The 15,501-nt window shown below is 72.7% G+C and carries 12 protein-coding genes; 5 read left to right on the forward strand and 7 right to left on the reverse strand.

Annotated features, from left to right (window positions below):
* Positions 1-12 precede the first annotated feature (12 nt).
* Positions 13-663 carry a hypothetical protein gene (locus AW273_RS10990; protein WP_062347872.1) on the forward strand — a complete coding sequence of 217 codons (651 nt, stop codon included), beginning with the start codon at positions 13-15 and terminating at the stop codon, positions 661-663.
* 12 nt (positions 664-675) lie between these two features.
* Positions 676-1,452: an inositol monophosphatase family protein gene (locus tag AW273_RS10995; RefSeq protein ID WP_062347874.1), complete on the forward strand. Its 777-nt coding sequence runs from the start codon at positions 676-678 to the stop codon at positions 1,450-1,452.
* Here AW273_RS10995 and AW273_RS11000 read toward each other — a convergent pair.
* Both AW273_RS11000 and AW273_RS11005 read right to left on the reverse strand, forming a co-directional pair.
* Positions 1,441-2,085 (reverse strand): hypothetical protein, encoded by a 645-nt coding sequence (locus AW273_RS11000; protein WP_062347876.1) that lies wholly within the window; start codon positions 2,083-2,085, stop codon positions 1,441-1,443. The two genes, AW273_RS10995 and AW273_RS11000, sit on opposite strands and share 12 nt — an antisense overlap.
* A 14-nt stretch (positions 2,086-2,099) precedes the next feature.
* The gene (locus AW273_RS11005) at positions 2,100-3,335 is read right to left on the reverse strand and encodes an ArsB/NhaD family transporter (RefSeq protein ID WP_083949664.1); all 1,236 of its coding nucleotides are present in this window, start codon (positions 3,333-3,335) and stop codon (positions 2,100-2,102) included.
* Between the two features lie 17 nt (positions 3,336-3,352).
* Here AW273_RS11005 and AW273_RS11010 point away from each other — a divergent pair, with 17 nt between their 5' ends.
* Positions 3,353-9,070 carry a WD40 domain-containing protein gene (locus AW273_RS11010; protein ID WP_232327278.1) on the forward strand — a complete coding sequence of 1,906 codons (5,718 nt, stop codon included), beginning with the start codon at positions 3,353-3,355 and terminating at the stop codon, positions 9,068-9,070.
* 1 nt (position 9,071) lies between these two features.
* Here AW273_RS11010 and AW273_RS11015 read toward each other — a convergent pair whose 3' ends face one another.
* Positions 9,072-9,371, reverse strand: coding sequence for an MTH1187 family thiamine-binding protein (locus AW273_RS11015; protein ID WP_062347879.1), 300 nt, complete (start codon positions 9,369-9,371; stop codon positions 9,072-9,074).
* A gap of 35 nt (positions 9,372-9,406) precedes the next feature.
* On the opposite strand from AW273_RS11015, the gene AW273_RS11020 reads away from it, so the two are divergent.
* On the forward strand, positions 9,407-10,840 hold the full coding sequence (locus tag AW273_RS11020; RefSeq protein ID WP_063909920.1) for an LLM class flavin-dependent oxidoreductase: 1,434 nt from the start codon (positions 9,407-9,409) through the stop codon (positions 10,838-10,840).
* 2 nt (positions 10,841-10,842) lie between these two features.
* On the opposite strand, the gene AW273_RS11025 is transcribed toward AW273_RS11020, so the two are convergent.
* Positions 10,843-11,550 carry a hypothetical protein gene (locus tag AW273_RS11025; protein ID WP_062347883.1) on the reverse strand — a complete coding sequence of 236 codons (708 nt, stop codon included), beginning with the start codon at positions 11,548-11,550 and terminating at the stop codon, positions 10,843-10,845.
* A 115-nt stretch (positions 11,551-11,665) separates the two neighbouring features.
* Between AW273_RS11025 and AW273_RS11030 the strand changes: the two genes are divergently transcribed.
* On the forward strand, positions 11,666-12,172 hold the full coding sequence (locus AW273_RS11030) for a GNAT family N-acetyltransferase (RefSeq protein ID WP_030453468.1): 507 nt from the start codon (positions 11,666-11,668) through the stop codon (positions 12,170-12,172).
* Here AW273_RS11030 and AW273_RS11035 read toward each other — a convergent pair.
* The 3 genes from AW273_RS11035 to AW273_RS11045 all read right to left on the reverse strand — a co-directional run bounded on the left by AW273_RS11035 (position 12,151) and on the right by AW273_RS11045 (position 15,482).
* Positions 12,151-13,248: an MFS transporter gene (locus AW273_RS11035; RefSeq protein WP_062347885.1), complete on the reverse strand. Its 1,098-nt coding sequence runs from the start codon at positions 13,246-13,248 to the stop codon at positions 12,151-12,153. The two genes, AW273_RS11030 and AW273_RS11035, sit on opposite strands and share 22 nt — an antisense overlap.
* 315 nt (positions 13,249-13,563) lie before the next feature.
* Positions 13,564-14,268, reverse strand: coding sequence for an SDR family NAD(P)-dependent oxidoreductase (locus AW273_RS11040; protein ID WP_062347887.1), 705 nt, complete (start codon positions 14,266-14,268; stop codon positions 13,564-13,566).
* Positions 14,265-15,482, reverse strand: a complete 1,218-nt coding sequence (locus tag AW273_RS11045; protein ID WP_062347889.1) for an acyl-CoA dehydrogenase family protein — start codon at positions 15,480-15,482, stop codon at positions 14,265-14,267. The genes AW273_RS11040 and AW273_RS11045 overlap by 4 nt, the downstream gene beginning before the upstream one ends.
* Positions 15,483-15,501: the final 19 nt, after the last annotated feature.

Raw genomic sequence — 15,501 nt, forward strand, 5'->3', positions numbered from 1 at the left:
CAGAGGGGCGACATGCGCTACTCCGATCTACGGCACGAGATCGACCAGGGCACCGCCGTCCCGGCGATCCCGGCGTGGGCCGGGTCGGTGCTCCAGGCGGTCGCCGCCGGGGCGCTGCGCATCCCGGCGGTGCGGCATCCGCTCGGGTTCTTCTGCCTGCCCGTCGAACGCGACGGCGACCTGGGCGTCTGCCTGCACGTCTGGTCGCCGCAGCTCACCACCTCGGGCAGCAGCACCTCGCTGGTGCACTGTCACAGCTGGGACCTGCTGAGTTTCGTCCTGTACGGCCGGATCTCCAACGTGCTCGGCCGGATCTCCGACGGGACCGTCCACCGGCTCTTCGAGGTGACCGGCGGCGACGACGAGGACACCATCAGGGCCACCGACCGGGTGGTCGACTACCGGCCCGAGCGCCTGGAGCGGTTCGGCGCGGGCGAGAGCTACTCGCTGGCCTCGGGCGTCTTCCACAGCACGGTGATCGAGGGGTCGGGCGAGGCGGCGACGGTCGCGCTCGGGCGGATGGTCCGCCCGGGTTCCGACCTGTCGCTCGGGCCGCTCGACGCGCCCAGCCACACCCAGCGCCGGCACGTGTGCGGCGACGCCGAGTCGGCCAGGGCCGCCGCGGTCGCGACGGCCGGCCTGGCCGCCCAGTACACCTACTGAAGGGACCCCGCTGTGGACGTCTCGGCGGAACTGGCGGTGGCCGTGGCCGCCGCGGAGGCGGCGGGCACGCTGCTGCGGCGCGAGCCCGCGTGGATCAGCGCCAAGGGCGCGGGCGGCGATCTCAGCACCGACCTGGACCTCCGTTCGGAGGAGCTGATCGTGAGCCGGGTCAGGGCCGCCTATCCCGACGACCGGATCGTGGCCGAGGAGTCGGGCGCGGCCGGCGCCGAGGGCGACCGCGTCTGGTTCGTCGACCCGCTCGACGGCACCAACAACCTCGCGATCGGCCTGCCCGTCTACGCGGTGGGCATCGCCTTCTGCGTGGCCGCGCGGCCCGTGGCCGGGGTGGTGCACGACCCCGTCAGCGGCGGCACGTGGTCGGCGGTGCGGGGCGCCGGCGCGCGGGGGCCGGGGCTGCCCGCCGAGGTGACGCCGAGCGCGCGGCCGCCGCTGCTGGCCTGGACGCAGGGGCACGGCCTGGCCGCCGATCCGGCCACCGGCGCCCTGCGCACCGCCGTGGAGGCGCGGTCCGGCCGGCTGCTGCAGCTCTGGGCGCCGCTGGTCGCGTGGATCATGCTGGCCCGGGGGCGGATCGACGGCATGGTCGGCTACCGGGCCGAACTCGTCGACTTCCCGGCGGGCGCGCTGATCGCGGCCGAGGCGGGGGTGGAGATCCACCGGTTCGACGGGCGGCCGTTCGACCTGCGGGTCGACCTGCCGGAGTCGGAGCGGAACTTCGTCGCCTGCCGGGCCGGGCAGTTCGCCCGGATCTGGCCCTCAGGCGGCTGAGCCGAGCCCGACGGTCTCGACGACCTCGACGCAGGTGCCGTGGTCGCCCATCACGCACAACGCGAGGGTGCGGAAGACGTCGTCGAACGTCCGGGCCGGCGGCAGCAGGCCGGCGGGCACCCGCAGGCCGCGGTCGCGGAACCGGGTCATCGTGATGTGGGGGCGGAACAGCCCGCCGATCTCGTCGTAGCCGTGGCGGTCGAGGTTGGCGCGGGCCTCCGGCGGCGCGACGAGGCGGTGGTCGGCCAGCACCCGGCCGACCGGGTCGAGTTCGCGCAACCCGGTGCGCAGCGGGCCGAGCCCGGCGACGAGGTCGTTCTGGAGCCGGGTGACGGCGGCGGTCTTCCGGTAGAACAGCTCGAACATGCCCTGGTCGTTGGCGGCGAAATGGCCGCCCTCCAGCGGGATCTCGGCGGTTCGCCCCGCGACCCGGCGAAGCGCCTCCCGCGCCTGGCCGAGGCGCGCGGATTCGAAATTCGCCATGTAAAGCGAGATGTGCGGATAGAGCGAACCGCTCCGCAGCGTGAATTCGACCGGCGCGAATTCCGCGCACCACGCGCTCAACCGCACCGAACGCTCCTCGACATCGGCGCCCGGTAACAGCACCGCGTCGTAAACCGGAAGACCCGACATGCGCCCACTCTATTTCAGGTGAGCGCCAGCACCCAGACGACGGAAGGGAGCAGGAGAATGGCGAGCAACGCGCCGGTCAGCACGAATTTCCCCATGGGCACCCTGACGCCCCGGCGGCGGCACCATTCGAACCAGAGCAGCGTGGCCAGCGAGGCCCAGGGCGTGACGACCGAGCCGACATTGGTGCCGACGAGAAGGGCCAGCAACTGGTCGAGATTGTCCGCGGGCACGACCTGTTCGCCCGCGACGTAGGCCGGCAGGTTGTTGACCGTGTTCGACAGGCCCGCGCCCGCCGCGGCCGTGCGCAGCAGCCCGGCGAACCCCTCTCCCGCGCCGATGAGCAGGCTCATCAGGTCGTTGAGGCCGTGGCGCATCAGCGTCGGCACCACCAGGAACAGGCCGGTGACGAACACGAGGAGCTGCCAGGGGATCAGCGAGGGGCGCAGCGACCGGCGGTCGCGGACGAGGTAGGCGGTGACGGCCAGCGCGGCGGCGACGATCGCCGCGACCTCGATCTGCAGCCCGGCGAGGATGGCCGCGATGAACAGCAGGCAGGCCGCGCCGGTGCCCCAGAACAGCACCGGGTCCTTGACCGGCTCGGGCTGGGCGGGCTCGTAGCGGTCGGCTCCCCGCACGCTCCGCCGCCAGTAGAACACCCACAGCAGCGCCATCGTGACCGCGATCGCGACCGTCTGCGGGAGCCACATGCGGACCGCGAACTCCGGCGCCGACAGGCCCACCTTGTTCAGCGCCAGCAGGTTGGTCAGGTTGCTCACCGGGAGCAGCAGGCTGGCGGTGTTGGCCAGCCACACCGTGGTCATCGCCAGGGGGAGCGGCGCGATCTTCGCGCGCGGCGCGAGGGCCAGCATGACGGGCGTGAGCAGGACCGCCGTGGTGTCGAGGTTGAGGAAGACCGTGGTGGCCGAGGCGAACGCGACGCACAGCAGGAACAGCGCCGGATAGGCCCCCCGGCCGAGCAGCGCCAGCCGGGCCGCGATGACGTCGAACACCTGCGCCTGTTTGGTCAATTCGGCCAGCACGATAACGCTGACCAGAAACACCATGAGGGGAGCTATTCGCTCGACACTCGCCCGCGCCTCCGCAATCGGCAGCAGACCCGTCAATACGCAACCGACGCCGATGAAAAGCAGGCCGATTCGAATCCAGTCGAGTACACTCGGTGCTCGTACGGCCCGTTTCCACAACGGCACGGACGGTGACCCTTCGTCGCCCACGGTAGAAAATATCATGGCTTCATTCCGGCGAGGTGGGTGATACCGGCGTCATGGAGCGGCCGATCGACATTTTCATCAGCTACTCTCCGGCCGACGAACGCTGGGCGTCCTGGCTGGGCTGGGAACTCGAGGCAGCAGGATACCGCACCATGCTGCAGGCCTGGGATTTCGTCCCCGGCACCAATTTCGTCGACTTCATGGACCGGGGCGTCCGGGAGGCCGCGGTCGTGCTGGCCCTGCTGACCGAGAATTATCTGGGTTCCCGTTACGGGAAACTCGAATGGCAGGCCGCGCTCCGCGCCAATCCGGATAATCCAGAAAACAAACTCATCACCGTGCGAATCGAGGACTGCCGGGTCGACGGGCTCCTCTCGAACATCACCTGGGTCGACCTCGTCGGGGTGACCACTCCCGACCACGCGCGGGGGCTCGTCCTCACCCGCATCCGCGAGGCGCTGGCCGGGCGGGCCAAGCCCGAGTTACGCCCCGCCTTCCCCACCGGGTCCGACGCCCGGCCGCCCGCGCCGCTCACCTCGCCCCGGCCGACCGTGCCGACCGGGCATCGGCGGGCCCGCCGGGTGCCGGTGGTGCCGCCGGGATATCCGGCCGACTTCGAGCCGCCCGCCCGGCGCGACAGCCTGAGCGTGCTCCACGTGGCGGGCCCCCGGTTCGGCCGGACGATGGGGGCCGAGCCGCCCCTGAGCCCGGCCGGGCTGCAGTCCCACATCTTCGCCGAGCTGACCCGGCTGACCGACGCGGGGGTGCCCCGGCCCGAGCTGATGGTGGTGGCCGGCGACCTGACGGCGGCGGGCAGCCGCAGGCAGATGACCGACGCGCTGACCTTCCTCACCGGGCTGCGCGCGCTCGCCGGGCTCGAACCCCAGCGGGTGGTGCTGGTGCCGGGCGCGCGTGACGTGAACCTGGCCGCCTGCGAGGCCTACTTCAACGACTGCAAGGCCGACGACGAACGCCCCGAGGCGCCCTACTGGCCGAAGTGGCGCCACTTCGCGTCGTTGTTCCGCGAGTTCTACCAGGGCGTCGACTCGGTCATGTTCGACAGCGCCCAGCCGTGGACGCTCTTCGCGATCCCCGAGATCAAGGTCGTGGTGGCCGGGCTCAACTCCACGATGGCGATCAGCCACCGGACCGAGCACCGGTTCGGCCTGGTCGGCGAGTCGCAGGCCGCGTGGTTCGCCGAGCGGGTCCGCGCTTTCGAGCGGGAGGGCTGGTTGCGCCTCGGCGTGGTCCACCACGGCCTGACGCCGGGGCACCCCGACTCGCTCACCGACGCGGGCGTCGTCGAGGGGCTGCTCGGCGGGAAGCTCCACACGATCCTCCAGGGCGGCGGCCGCGACGGCGACCCGGCTCCGCTGGGGGCCGGGGCGCTCGTGCTGCCCCCGCTGGAGCCCGGCCGTCAGCAGGTGCTGGAGTTCACGCCCGACGGCCTGGTCGTCCACCGGACCACCGCGCCCCCGGCCACGATCGAGCGGCGCTGGATCTCGGCCGGCGGGATCTTCCCCGCGCCGGGGGCCGTGCCCGAGCCGCTGGCCGTCGGCGGGCCCGAGCCCGACCGGCAGCCCCCGGCGCGGGCGCAGGGGCCCCGGGCCCAGCTCCTCGACCGGGTCGCCGAGGCCTGCGAGACCCGCTTCGACCACGCCGTCATCCGGACCGTCGACGACGACCCGCCCCACCTGCGGGTGAGCTACCGCGACGGCGGGTTCGTGCGCGAGTTCTGGGTCGGCGTGATCGTCGGCGAGCCGACCGAGGGCGAGGTCGACGAGTTCGTGCGCCACGTCCACGCGGGCCACATGGGGCAGTCGGCCGAGCTGGTCTACCTCGGCCCGACCCCGCCGCGCAGCCTGCGCGAGGACGCCGCCCGGCGGGGCGTGCGGCTGCGCAGCCTGATCGAGTTCCAGGGCCTGGTCGACCTGTCGGGCTACGTCGCGGCCCAGACCCGGCGGCTCAACGCCGACCCGACCTACCCCGCCCACCTCTACGTCACCCAGGACTACCGCGAGCTCGACCCGACCGGCGGCGAGGTCCGCCACGACCTGGCCGGTGAGCTGATCTCCCAGCTCCACGGCGACCAGGGCAGGTTCGTGCTGGTGCTGGGCGACTTCGGCCGGGGCAAGACGTTCGTGCTGCGCCAGGTCGTGCGGCGCATGGCCACCGAGACGCCCCATCTGACGCCGGTCCTGATCGACCTGCGCACGCTCGACAAGGCCCACTCGGTCGAGACGCTGATCGCCGCCCACCTGGCCAACCACGGCGAAGACCAGATCGACCTGAAGGCCGTGCAGTACATGCTCCGGCAGGGCCGGATCGTGTTGTTCTTCGACGGGTTCGACGAACTGGTCACCCGGGTCACCTACGACCGGGCCGCCGACCATCTCGAGACGCTGCTCCAGGCGGCGCAGGACCAGGCGAAGATCGTCGTGGCGAGCCGCACCCAGCACTTCAAGTCCGACGCCCAGGTGTTCACCAAGCTCGGCGAGATGGTCGGCATCCTGCCGCAGCGGCGGGTCTTCAGCATCGAGGGCTTCTCGACCGAGCAGATCCTGGCCTACCTGATCAACGCCTACGGCGACCGGGCCCTGGCCGAGGAACGGCTGCGGCTGCTGCGCAGCATCCAGGACCTGAGCGGGCTGGCCCGCAACCCCCGCATGCTGACCTTCATCGCCGACCTGGCCGACGACCGGCTGCGCGCGGTCGCGCACGCCCACCGCACGGTCAGCGCCGCCACGCTCTACCAGGAGATCCTCGGTTCCTGGTTGCGCTACGAGCAGCGGCGGCTGGGCGACCAGCGCGGCGCGCAGGCCGGGCTCGACGAGGCCGACCTGTGGCACGCCGTGCGCACGCTGGCGATGCGGTTGTGGGAGACCAACGAGCCCTACCTGCGGCTGGCCGAGCTGGCCGAGGTCGCCGAGACGCTCTCGGGCCTGGCCGACGGGCGCATGTCGGGCGAGCAGGCCACCCACACCGTGGGCACGGCGAGCCTGCTGGTGCGGACCTACGACGGCCTGTTCGGGTTCATCCACGGGTCGGTGGCCGAGTGGCTCGTCGCCCACTTCATCGCCGACGAGTTCGGCCGCGACCGCGCCGACCCGACCGCGCTGAGCCGCCGGGAGTTGTCGCAGCTCACCGTCGACTTCCTGTGCGACCTGGCCGAGGCGCACGACTGCCAGCTCTGGGCCGACCGGGTGCTGGCCGACCCCGGGGCGGGGAACACCGCGCGCAAGAACGCCCTCAAGATCATCACCAGGCTGCGCACCCCCGCCCAGACGAGCCTGCGGGGCGCGCGGCTGCGCGGGGAGGACCTCTCCCACCGCGACCTCCAGGAGGTCGACCTCACCGACGCCGACCTGACCGACGCCCGGCTGGTGGGCACCAACCTGTCGCGGGCGATCCTGCGGGGCACCAAGCTGGCCGGAGCCTGGCTCGACGAGGCCCGGCTGACCGGCGCCGACCTGCGCGGGGCCGACCTGACCCGGGCCCGGCTGGCCAGAACCGACCTGCGCGACGCGGTCGTCTCCGGCAGCCGGTGGACCCGCGCCACGCTGGTCAACGTGGTGGCGGGCGAGCGCGTGCTGCGCGCCCCCGAGCTGCGCGACGCCGCCGTGGTGCCGGGGTCCTCGATCGAGGTGCAGGTCGCTCCCCCGGCGGTGGGCGTGCCCTACGGGTTCGACCCGCTGACGACCCGGTTGCCCAACCCGATCGCCTACAACACCGACGGGCAGATCTTCGCCGTGGGCTGCGACAACGGCGGGGTGATGGTCTTCGAGGCGCCGTCCGGGCGGCCGATCCGCACCCTGTGGGGGCACCGAGACCGGGCCTACGCCCTGGCCTTCGGCGCACAGGACCTGCTGGCCACCGGGTCGGCCGACGGCGACGTGCGCATCTGGGACACCGCGACCGGGGAGTGCGCCCACGTGCTGCGGGTGCATCCCAAGGGGGTCTGGCCGCTGCTGTTCGACGAGGGCGGCACCCTCCTGGCGGCCGGTTCGCCCGACGGCACGCTGATGGTGTGGGACACCGCGACCGGGGCGCTGCGCTGCGAGCTGCCGGGGCACGCCCCGCCGGTCTACACGGCGGTGTTCGGCCCCGACGGCACCAGCCTGATCACCGGCGACGCCTCCGCCAACGTCCGGGTCTGGGATCTGACCACCGGCGAGTTGCGGGTGGTGTTGTCGGAGGGCACCGGCCCGGTCTACCGGCTGGCCCTCAGCCCCGACGGGTCGCTGCTGGCCGCCGGCGACCACTACGGGCTGATCCGCCTGTTCGAGACGGCGAGCGGGCGGGTCGTGCACGAACTGCGCGGCCATCCCGGGCGGGTCTACGCCGTCGACTTCCATCCCGAGGGCACCCATCTGGCCACGGGCGACACGATGGGCACGATCCGGGTCTGGAACCTGCGCGCCCCGCTGGTGCCGCGTCAGCTCGCCGGGCACACCGGGGCCGTCTACCAGGTGTCGTACACCCCCGACGGGAAGAACCTCATCAGCGTCGACAGCAACGGGTCGCTCCGCATGTGGCAGGGCGAGCTGGGGCAGCCGAGGCCGGGGCTGGCGGGGCACCGGGGGTCGATCTGGCCGTTCGCGATCCATCCCGACGGCACGCAGCTCGCGACGACCAGCAACGACGACTCGATCCGGTTGTGGGACCTGGGCACCGGCCAGCTCACCCGCACCCTGCGCGGGCACGGCCGCCGGGTCACCTCGGTCGGCTTCAGTCCTGACGGGACCATGCTGGCCAGCAGCGGCAACGACGGGGCGGTCCGGATCTGGGAGCCGCCGACCGGGCGGCTGATCAAGGAGTTCAGCGGGGTCAACGACCAGCTCACCTCGGCGGTGTTCAGCCCCGACGGCGAGCGCATCGCCACCACGACCAACGACGGCGCGGTGCACCTGCGGCAGACCGCGGGCTGGGACTTCGAACGCGAGCTCGACACCAACACCGAGTCGGTGTGGGCGCAGGCCTTCAGCCCTGACGGCAAGGTGCTGGCCACCGCCAACGACGACGACACGCTCCAGCTCTGGTATCGCACCAGCAACACCCACGTCACCCGGCCGGCCCCCCACCAGGGCCGGGTGCGCTCCATCGACTTCAGCCCCGACGGGCGCCTGGTGGCGACGGGCTGCGACGACCGGCTGGTCCGGGTCTGGGACGCCACCACGGGCGAGTGCCTGCGCATCATGTCGGGGCACACCGACCGCGTCTACCGGGTGGTCTTCAACCCGATGGGCACGGCGCTGGCCAGCATCGGCAACGACGGCGTGGCCCGGATCTGGGACCACACCACCGGCCGTGAACTCCAGGCGCTCGACGCGGGGTCGGGCCGCCTGTGGACGGGCGACTTCAGCACCGACGGCTCGATCCTGGCGACGGCGGGCGACGACCGGCTCGTCCGTCTGTGGGACGTCGCCACCGGCCGTCACCTGCACACGTTGCCGGGCCATTCCCGCCGGGTCGTGTCAGTGGCGTTCAGCCCGGCCGGGCCGCTGCTCGCCTCGGCCGGGAACGACGGCATGATCATCCTGTGGGACCTGTCGGGCCCCGAGCCGGCCCGCAAGGTCACCCTGCTCGGCCTGCCCGGCGGGTGGGCCTCCTTCGCCCCCGACGGGCGTTACAAGCAGGAGGGCAACGTGCACGGCGAGTTCTGGTTCGCCATCGCCATGTGCCGCTTCGACCCGGGCGAGCTCGACCCCTACCTCGACGACGTGCGGCTCATGAGGCGGCAGGAGGAGTTCTGAGTCAGCCGAGGCGGCGTTCCACCGACGCCACCTTCTCCTCCATCCGCCCGGGTCCGCCGGTCCGGATGTCGGCCTTCAGCACCAGGCTCACCCGGTCGCACCGGGCCTCCACGGCGGCCACCGCCGCCTGGACGACGGCCATCACCTGATCCCAGCTCTCCCCCTCGACCGTGGTGAACATCGCGTCGGTCCGGTTCGGCAGGCCGGAGGCCCGGACCACCCTGACCGCCTCGGCGACGTACTCCCCCACCTCCTCGCCCTTGCCGATGGGGGTGACGCTGAAAGCGACGAGTACGGACATGGCCTGACCTGCTTCCTTTGGTACCGTGGACCAACGTGGGCGATCTTGGGCATGAGTTGTGGTTCGGAGTGGGGCCGGAGCCCCGGGCGGACGGCCCCGCGCGGCTGGTCGAGCTCGCCGTCCTCGCGGAGGAGGCCGGGCTCGACCTCCTCGCCCTCCAGGATCATCCTTATCAGCCCCGCCATCTCGACGCGCTGACGGCCCTGGGCCAGATCGGCGCCCGCACGGAGCGGATCCGGCTGCTGCCCAACGTGGTGAACCTGCCGCTGCGCCCGCCTCAGGTGCTGGCCAAGGCCGTGGCCAGCCTCGACCTGATGACCGGGGGCCGGGTCGAGCTGGGGCTCGGGGCCGGGTTCCTCTGGGACGCCGTCGCCTCCTACGGCGGCGCCCGGCGGTCGCCGAAAGAGGCGGTGGACGCCGTCGCCGAGGCCCTCGACGTCATCCGGCTGTTGTGGACGCCGGGCGGCCCCGTCTCCTACGACGGCGCGCACCACCGGCTCGACGGCGCCCGGCCGGGGCCGTTCCCGGCGCATCCGGTGGGGATCTGGGTGGGGGCGTACCGGCCCCGGCTCCTGGAGGTCACCGGGGCCAAGGCCGACGGGTGGATCCCGTCGAAGGGCCACGTGTCCCGCGAGGAGCTGCCCCGGCTGAGCCGGATCGTCGACGAGGCGGCCGGGGAGCGCACGATCAGGAAGGCGTTCAACCTCAGCGGGAGCTTCGACCCGCGCGGCACCGGCTGGTTCGAGGGCCCGCCGGAGTCGTGGGCCGAGCAGCTCGCCGAACTGGTGCTCGACCTGGGGATGAGCGTCTTCGTCCTCGGCACGTCCGACGAACGCCAGCTCAAGGTCTTCGCCGCCGAGGTGGCCCCGAGGGTGCGCGAGCTCGTCGCGGCCGAACGCCCCGCGGCGGCTCCCCCGGTCGCGCCGGTCATCGACGACGCGTCGCGTCCCCGGTCGGCCAAGCGCGACTTCGCCCTGCTGTCGCCGCGCCAGCGGGAGATCGGCAACCGGCTGGTCCTCATCCACGACCACCTCCGGCAGGAGCTCGCCCGCATCGGCGACGCCGTCGACCAGGTCGCGCGGGGCCGGGCCGAGGCGGCGGCGGTCCGGTCGATGATCAACGACCTGACCATGCGGCAGAACTACTGGACGCTGGGCGGCTTCTGCGCCTCCTACTGCCGCGTCCTGACCGCCCACCACTCGATCGAGGACGCCCACATGTTCCCCGGCCTGGTCACGGCCGAGCCGTCGCTGGCCCCGGTCATCCGGCGGCTGGAGGAGGAGCACGAGGTCATCGCGGAGATCCTCACCGGCCTCGACGCGGCCCTGGTCGCGATGGTGACCGACCCGTCGGGCCTCGACGAGGTGCGCCGCCGGGTGGGCACCCTGACCGAGGCGCTGCTGTCGCATCTGGCGTACGAGGAGGAGGAACTCGTCGAGCCGCTGTCGCGCCTGGAACTCGACGTCTGACCTCAGCCGCCCGCCGCCCACGCGGCCAGCAGCACCAGGGCCGCCACCACCAGGGCGACCGCGCCCGCCCGCTGCCACCACGGCCCGGACCCGCGCGAGGGCCGGGCGATCCGGGCCAGCATCTCCTCCCGCATGCCCGGCAGCAGCACCGGCACCAGGCCGGGCAGGTGGCGGCGCACCGCCTCCCCGGCCGTCTTCTCGCACGGCTCGCACGTCTTCAGGTGCCGTCCGACGGCCAGCCGGACCTGACGGGTGAGGACCATGCGGTCCCAGCCCGCGAGGTCGAGGCAGGTGGGCGCCTCCCGGGCCAGCAGGAGGAGCCGGAGCCCGCCGGTCAGCGCGCCGCGCAGGTCGCGCAGCAGCAGCCCCGCCCGGGGCAGGTCGACGCAGCGCGCCTCGGCGACCTCGCGACCACCCGCGCCGCGCCGGACGACCAGGTCGTAGAGCCGCCGGTCCCGCGCCGGCAGGCCGGCCGCCACCTGGTCGAGGAGGCGGCGGACCTGGTCGTCGGACGGCCCCGGCGACGGCGGGCAGCCCGCGTGTGCCGGCCAGGGGGCCCAGGGGGCCCAGGGGGCATGGTCGTGGTAGGCGGCGATCAGGTGCTCGTGGAGGTCTTCGACGTCCACCTGGCCGCAGCGGCAGGTGGCGATCCCCCGGACCTGCCGGTCGTAGATCGCGGTGAACGCGCGCTCGCGCGGGGATCGGTCCATCCCTCCCAGCGTGCGGCCCCCGGACCGGCGGTTTCCGTTCGTGTACGAATCTTTCCGCCGCCAAGCCGGCTCGAAAGGAGGAAGATTGCGTCATACCCGCATGAAAGGAGTTTCCATGGAGGTCACACTTCGCCCGGTCCGGGCCAAGGATCTCGAGCTCTTCGAGCGGGAGCGCGCCGACCGCGAGGGCACCGGCCCCCACCAGTGGTTCGGGCACCGCCCGCCGCAGCCGTTCCACCGCGAGTTCGCCGAGAACGGGTTCCTCGGGCCCGACTCCGGCCGGATGACCATCGAGGGCGACGGCGTGCCGGTCGGGTGGGTGTCGTGGTGGATGAACTCCTGGGGGCCCGACCTGACCTCCTGGTGCTGGTCGACGGGGATCTGCGTGTTCTCCGGCTACCGGGGCAAGGGCATCGGCACGCAGGCGCAGGCCCAGCTCGCCGCCTACCTGTTCGCGCACACCCGCGCCGAGCGCATCCAGTCGTTCACCGACGCCGAGAACCTCGCCGAGCAGCGGGCCCTGGAGAAGGCCGGGTTCGTCCGCGAAGGGGTGATCCGCCGGGGGCAGTGGCGCGAGGGGGCCTGGCACGACCAGGTGCTCTACTCGGCCCTGCGGCCCTGAAAGGCCCCGATCAGCGTGTACGGCACCGCGAGCACGGCGAACAGCAGCCACGACGGCGCGAGCTCCGACCCGAGACCGTAGAAGGCGAAGGTCAGCACCGCCATGACCTCGGTGCCCAGGCCCGCCATCGAGGTCACCGTCGCGCGTGACCGGTCCGGCAGGCCGTGCTGGAGACGGGCGTCGGCCGCGGTGATCGCCCACTGGATCACCCCGAACGCGGCGGCGACGAACACGAACCCCCACGGGCTGCGCACCGCCGCCCCGGCGATCAGCAGCAGGCCGCCGGCGCAGGTGATCGGGCCGGCCCACCGCAGGCCGCGCCCGGCCAGGAGACCGCCCGCGGCGAACCCGGCCGACACGAGCACCATCAGCGGCGGCACCCACGCGTCGCCGACGCCGGTGCCCTGGGCCAGGAGCGGCAGGTACTCGTCGAAGGCGCTCAGCCCGGTCACGGCCGAGACCAGCAGCAGCCGCCGCCCGAGCGTCCTGGAGCCGCGCACCTCGCGGAAGCCCGCCTTCAGCACGCCGAGGTAGCCGTCGTCGTCGCCGGGCTCCTCCCGGGTCTCGGGGAGGGTGCGGGCGACCAGGGCGGCGGCGACGAGACTGGCCATGGAGGCGACGCCGGCCGCCTGGTAGCCGCCCCAGGCCATGGCCGGGGCGGCGACCCCGCTCGCGATCATCATGGCGGTGGTGCCGACGGCCTCGGCGCGGCCGGTGACGCGGGGGTAGGCGTCGGCGGCGTCCAGCCGGGCCAGTTCCTCGTAGACGAGGGCCTCGGCGGTGCCCGAGCCGATCGCGGTGGCGACTCCCCACAACACGAAACCGGCCGCGAACGACCAGTAGCCCGGCAGGAAGGTCCACAGGCCGAAGCCCGTGGCGGTGAGCAGCGGCGACGACACCAGCAGGCGGCGGCGCGAGAACGCGTCGGCCCACGCGCCCGACGGGATCTCCAGCAGGAAGGAGGTCAGCGACCAGATGACGAAGAGCGTGGAGATCTGGCCCGGTGAGAGCCCGTGGTCGGCGAACAGGAGCGCGTAGACGGGATAGAGGAGGACGAACTCCTCGAAGAACGCCAGGGCGTAGAGACGCCGGGCGAATCTGGACGCAGGTGTGGATCAATGTCGCCAGGTCATGTCTCCGACCATAACGGGTCACCATGGACCGGCGCACGCGGGTTTCCGCCGCCGGAGGGCCTCGCGGCGAGGGGTCCGCGGGGGTGGTGCCATCGTGACGCGGTGGCCCGTCTCTCGTCGCGGCACGGGTGGGGCCGTCGTGTGGTGGCCGGTGGCTCGTCGCGGCGTGGGACCCGGGCGGCCGGTTGCCGCCGGGTGCGGAGCGGGCCCTGGGCGGCGGGGGGTGCGGGGGTGGGCGGAGCCGTAACGGAGGAATGTCTATCGAGGGCCCGGGGCGCGGCGGAAGGCGAAGGGTTCGCTCGGGCGGCCGGGGACCACGAACCAGCACTCGCCGGTGCCCTCGCTCGCGACGACCTTCTCGAAGGCGTCGACGACCTCGTCGACCTCCATGATCGGGAAGCCCTCGGCTTCGAGCAGGACGCGGGCGTCGCCGAGGATCGCGGTGTCGGCGAACGACGGGCAGAGGGCCTGGACCCGGATGCCGTCGGGGGCCAGGGCCACGCCCAGGGAGCGGATCAGGCCGACGACGGCGTGTTTGTTGGCCGCGTAGATCGGGTCGAGCGGGATGCCGACGATGCCGGCCATGGACGCGGTCGCGACGATGACGCCGCCACCGGAGGCCTTCAGCGCGGGGATCGCGGCGTGCGCGCCGAAGACGACGCCGTCGAGGTTGACGCCCATCGCGCGGCGGTAGAGGGCCACGTCGAAGTCCTCGCCCACGCCGCAGCCGGAGGCCACGCCGGCGTTCAGGAAGGCCAGGTCGAGGCGGCCGTGCTCCTTCATCACGTAGTCGACGGCCCTGAGGTTGTCGTCGAGGACGGAGACGTCGCACCGCACGTCGGCGGGTTCGGCGATGTCGGCGACGACGACCTTGACGCCGGACGCGGCGAGGCGGCGGGCGACCCCGGCGCCGATGCCGCTGCTCCCTCCGGTGACCAGTGCGACCTTCACGGTGTCACTCACAGCGGCAGTCCTCCCGTCGCGGCCCGCGTCGAGCCGGTGTCACGATAGGCGGCGATGACGCGTTCGGCGATGCGCATCTGGTGGATCTCGTCGGCGCCGTCGGCGAAGCGGGCCCAGCGGGCGTGCTGGAACATGCTCGCCAGCGGGGTGTCGGTCGAGTAGCCGAGCGCGCCGTGGACCTGGATCGCCCGGTCGACGATGCGGTTCAGCGAGTTCGCGACGAAGTGTTTGGCCATGGAGACCTCGGTGCGGAAGTCGTCGCCCTTGTCGATCTTCGAGGCGGCGTGCAGGACCATGAGCTTGCACTGGTAGAGCTCCATCGCCGAGTCGGCGATCAGCCACTGCACACCCTGCTTGTCGGCCAGCAGCGAGCCGTGGCTGTAGCGGTTGAGCGCCCGGTCGACCATCATGTCGAGCGCCGTCTCGGCCTGGGAGATCCACCGCATGCAGTGGGCCAGCCGGGCGGGCCCGAGACGATGTTGCCCCAGGCGGTGGCCGTTGCCCCGGCCGCCGAGGATCTGCGACTCCGGCAGGCGCAGGTCCTCGATGAGGATCTCGCTGTGGCCGGTCGAGCCGTGCATCGTCTCGACCTCGCGCACGTCGGTCCAGCCCGGCGAGGGGATGTCGACCAGGAACGCCGTGGTGGCGCCCCGCTGTCCCGCCGGCACGTCTGGTTCGGTGCGCGCGATGAGGATCGCGAAGTTCGCCCGGCGGGCGTTGGAGATGAACCACTTGTGCCCGTTGACGACCCATTCGTCGCCGTCCTGTACGGCGATCGTCCGGATCAGCGTGGGATCGGACCCGGCCACCTCGGGTTCGGTCATCGCGAAGCACGACATGGCCCGCCCCTCCAGCAGCGGGCGGAGGTACTTCTCCTTCTGCTCCTCGGTGGCCCAGTGGTGCAGCGTGTGCATGTTGCCCTCGTCGGGCGCCTGGCAGTTGAGCACCCACGGCCCGAGCCGCGTCTTGGCCGCCTCCGACTGGACCATCGCGAGCGCGACGTGCCCCAGCCCCATGCCCCCGGCCTCCACCGGCATGTGCGGCAACCACAACCCCTCGGCCCTGGCCCTCTCCCGGAGGCCGAAGATCGTGCGGAGGTAGTCGTCGCGCGGCAGGCCCTCGGTCTTCGCGGGGACGATGACGTCCTGGACGAAGGCGCGGACCCGGCGGCGGATCTCCTCGTGCTCGGGAGCGAGCGTGAAGTCGATGGCCATGGGCCGTATATTAATGCGA

The sequence above is a fragment of the Herbidospora yilanensis genome (assembly GCF_001570565.1).
Lineage (GTDB): Bacteria > Actinomycetota > Actinomycetes > Streptosporangiales > Streptosporangiaceae > Herbidospora > Herbidospora yilanensis.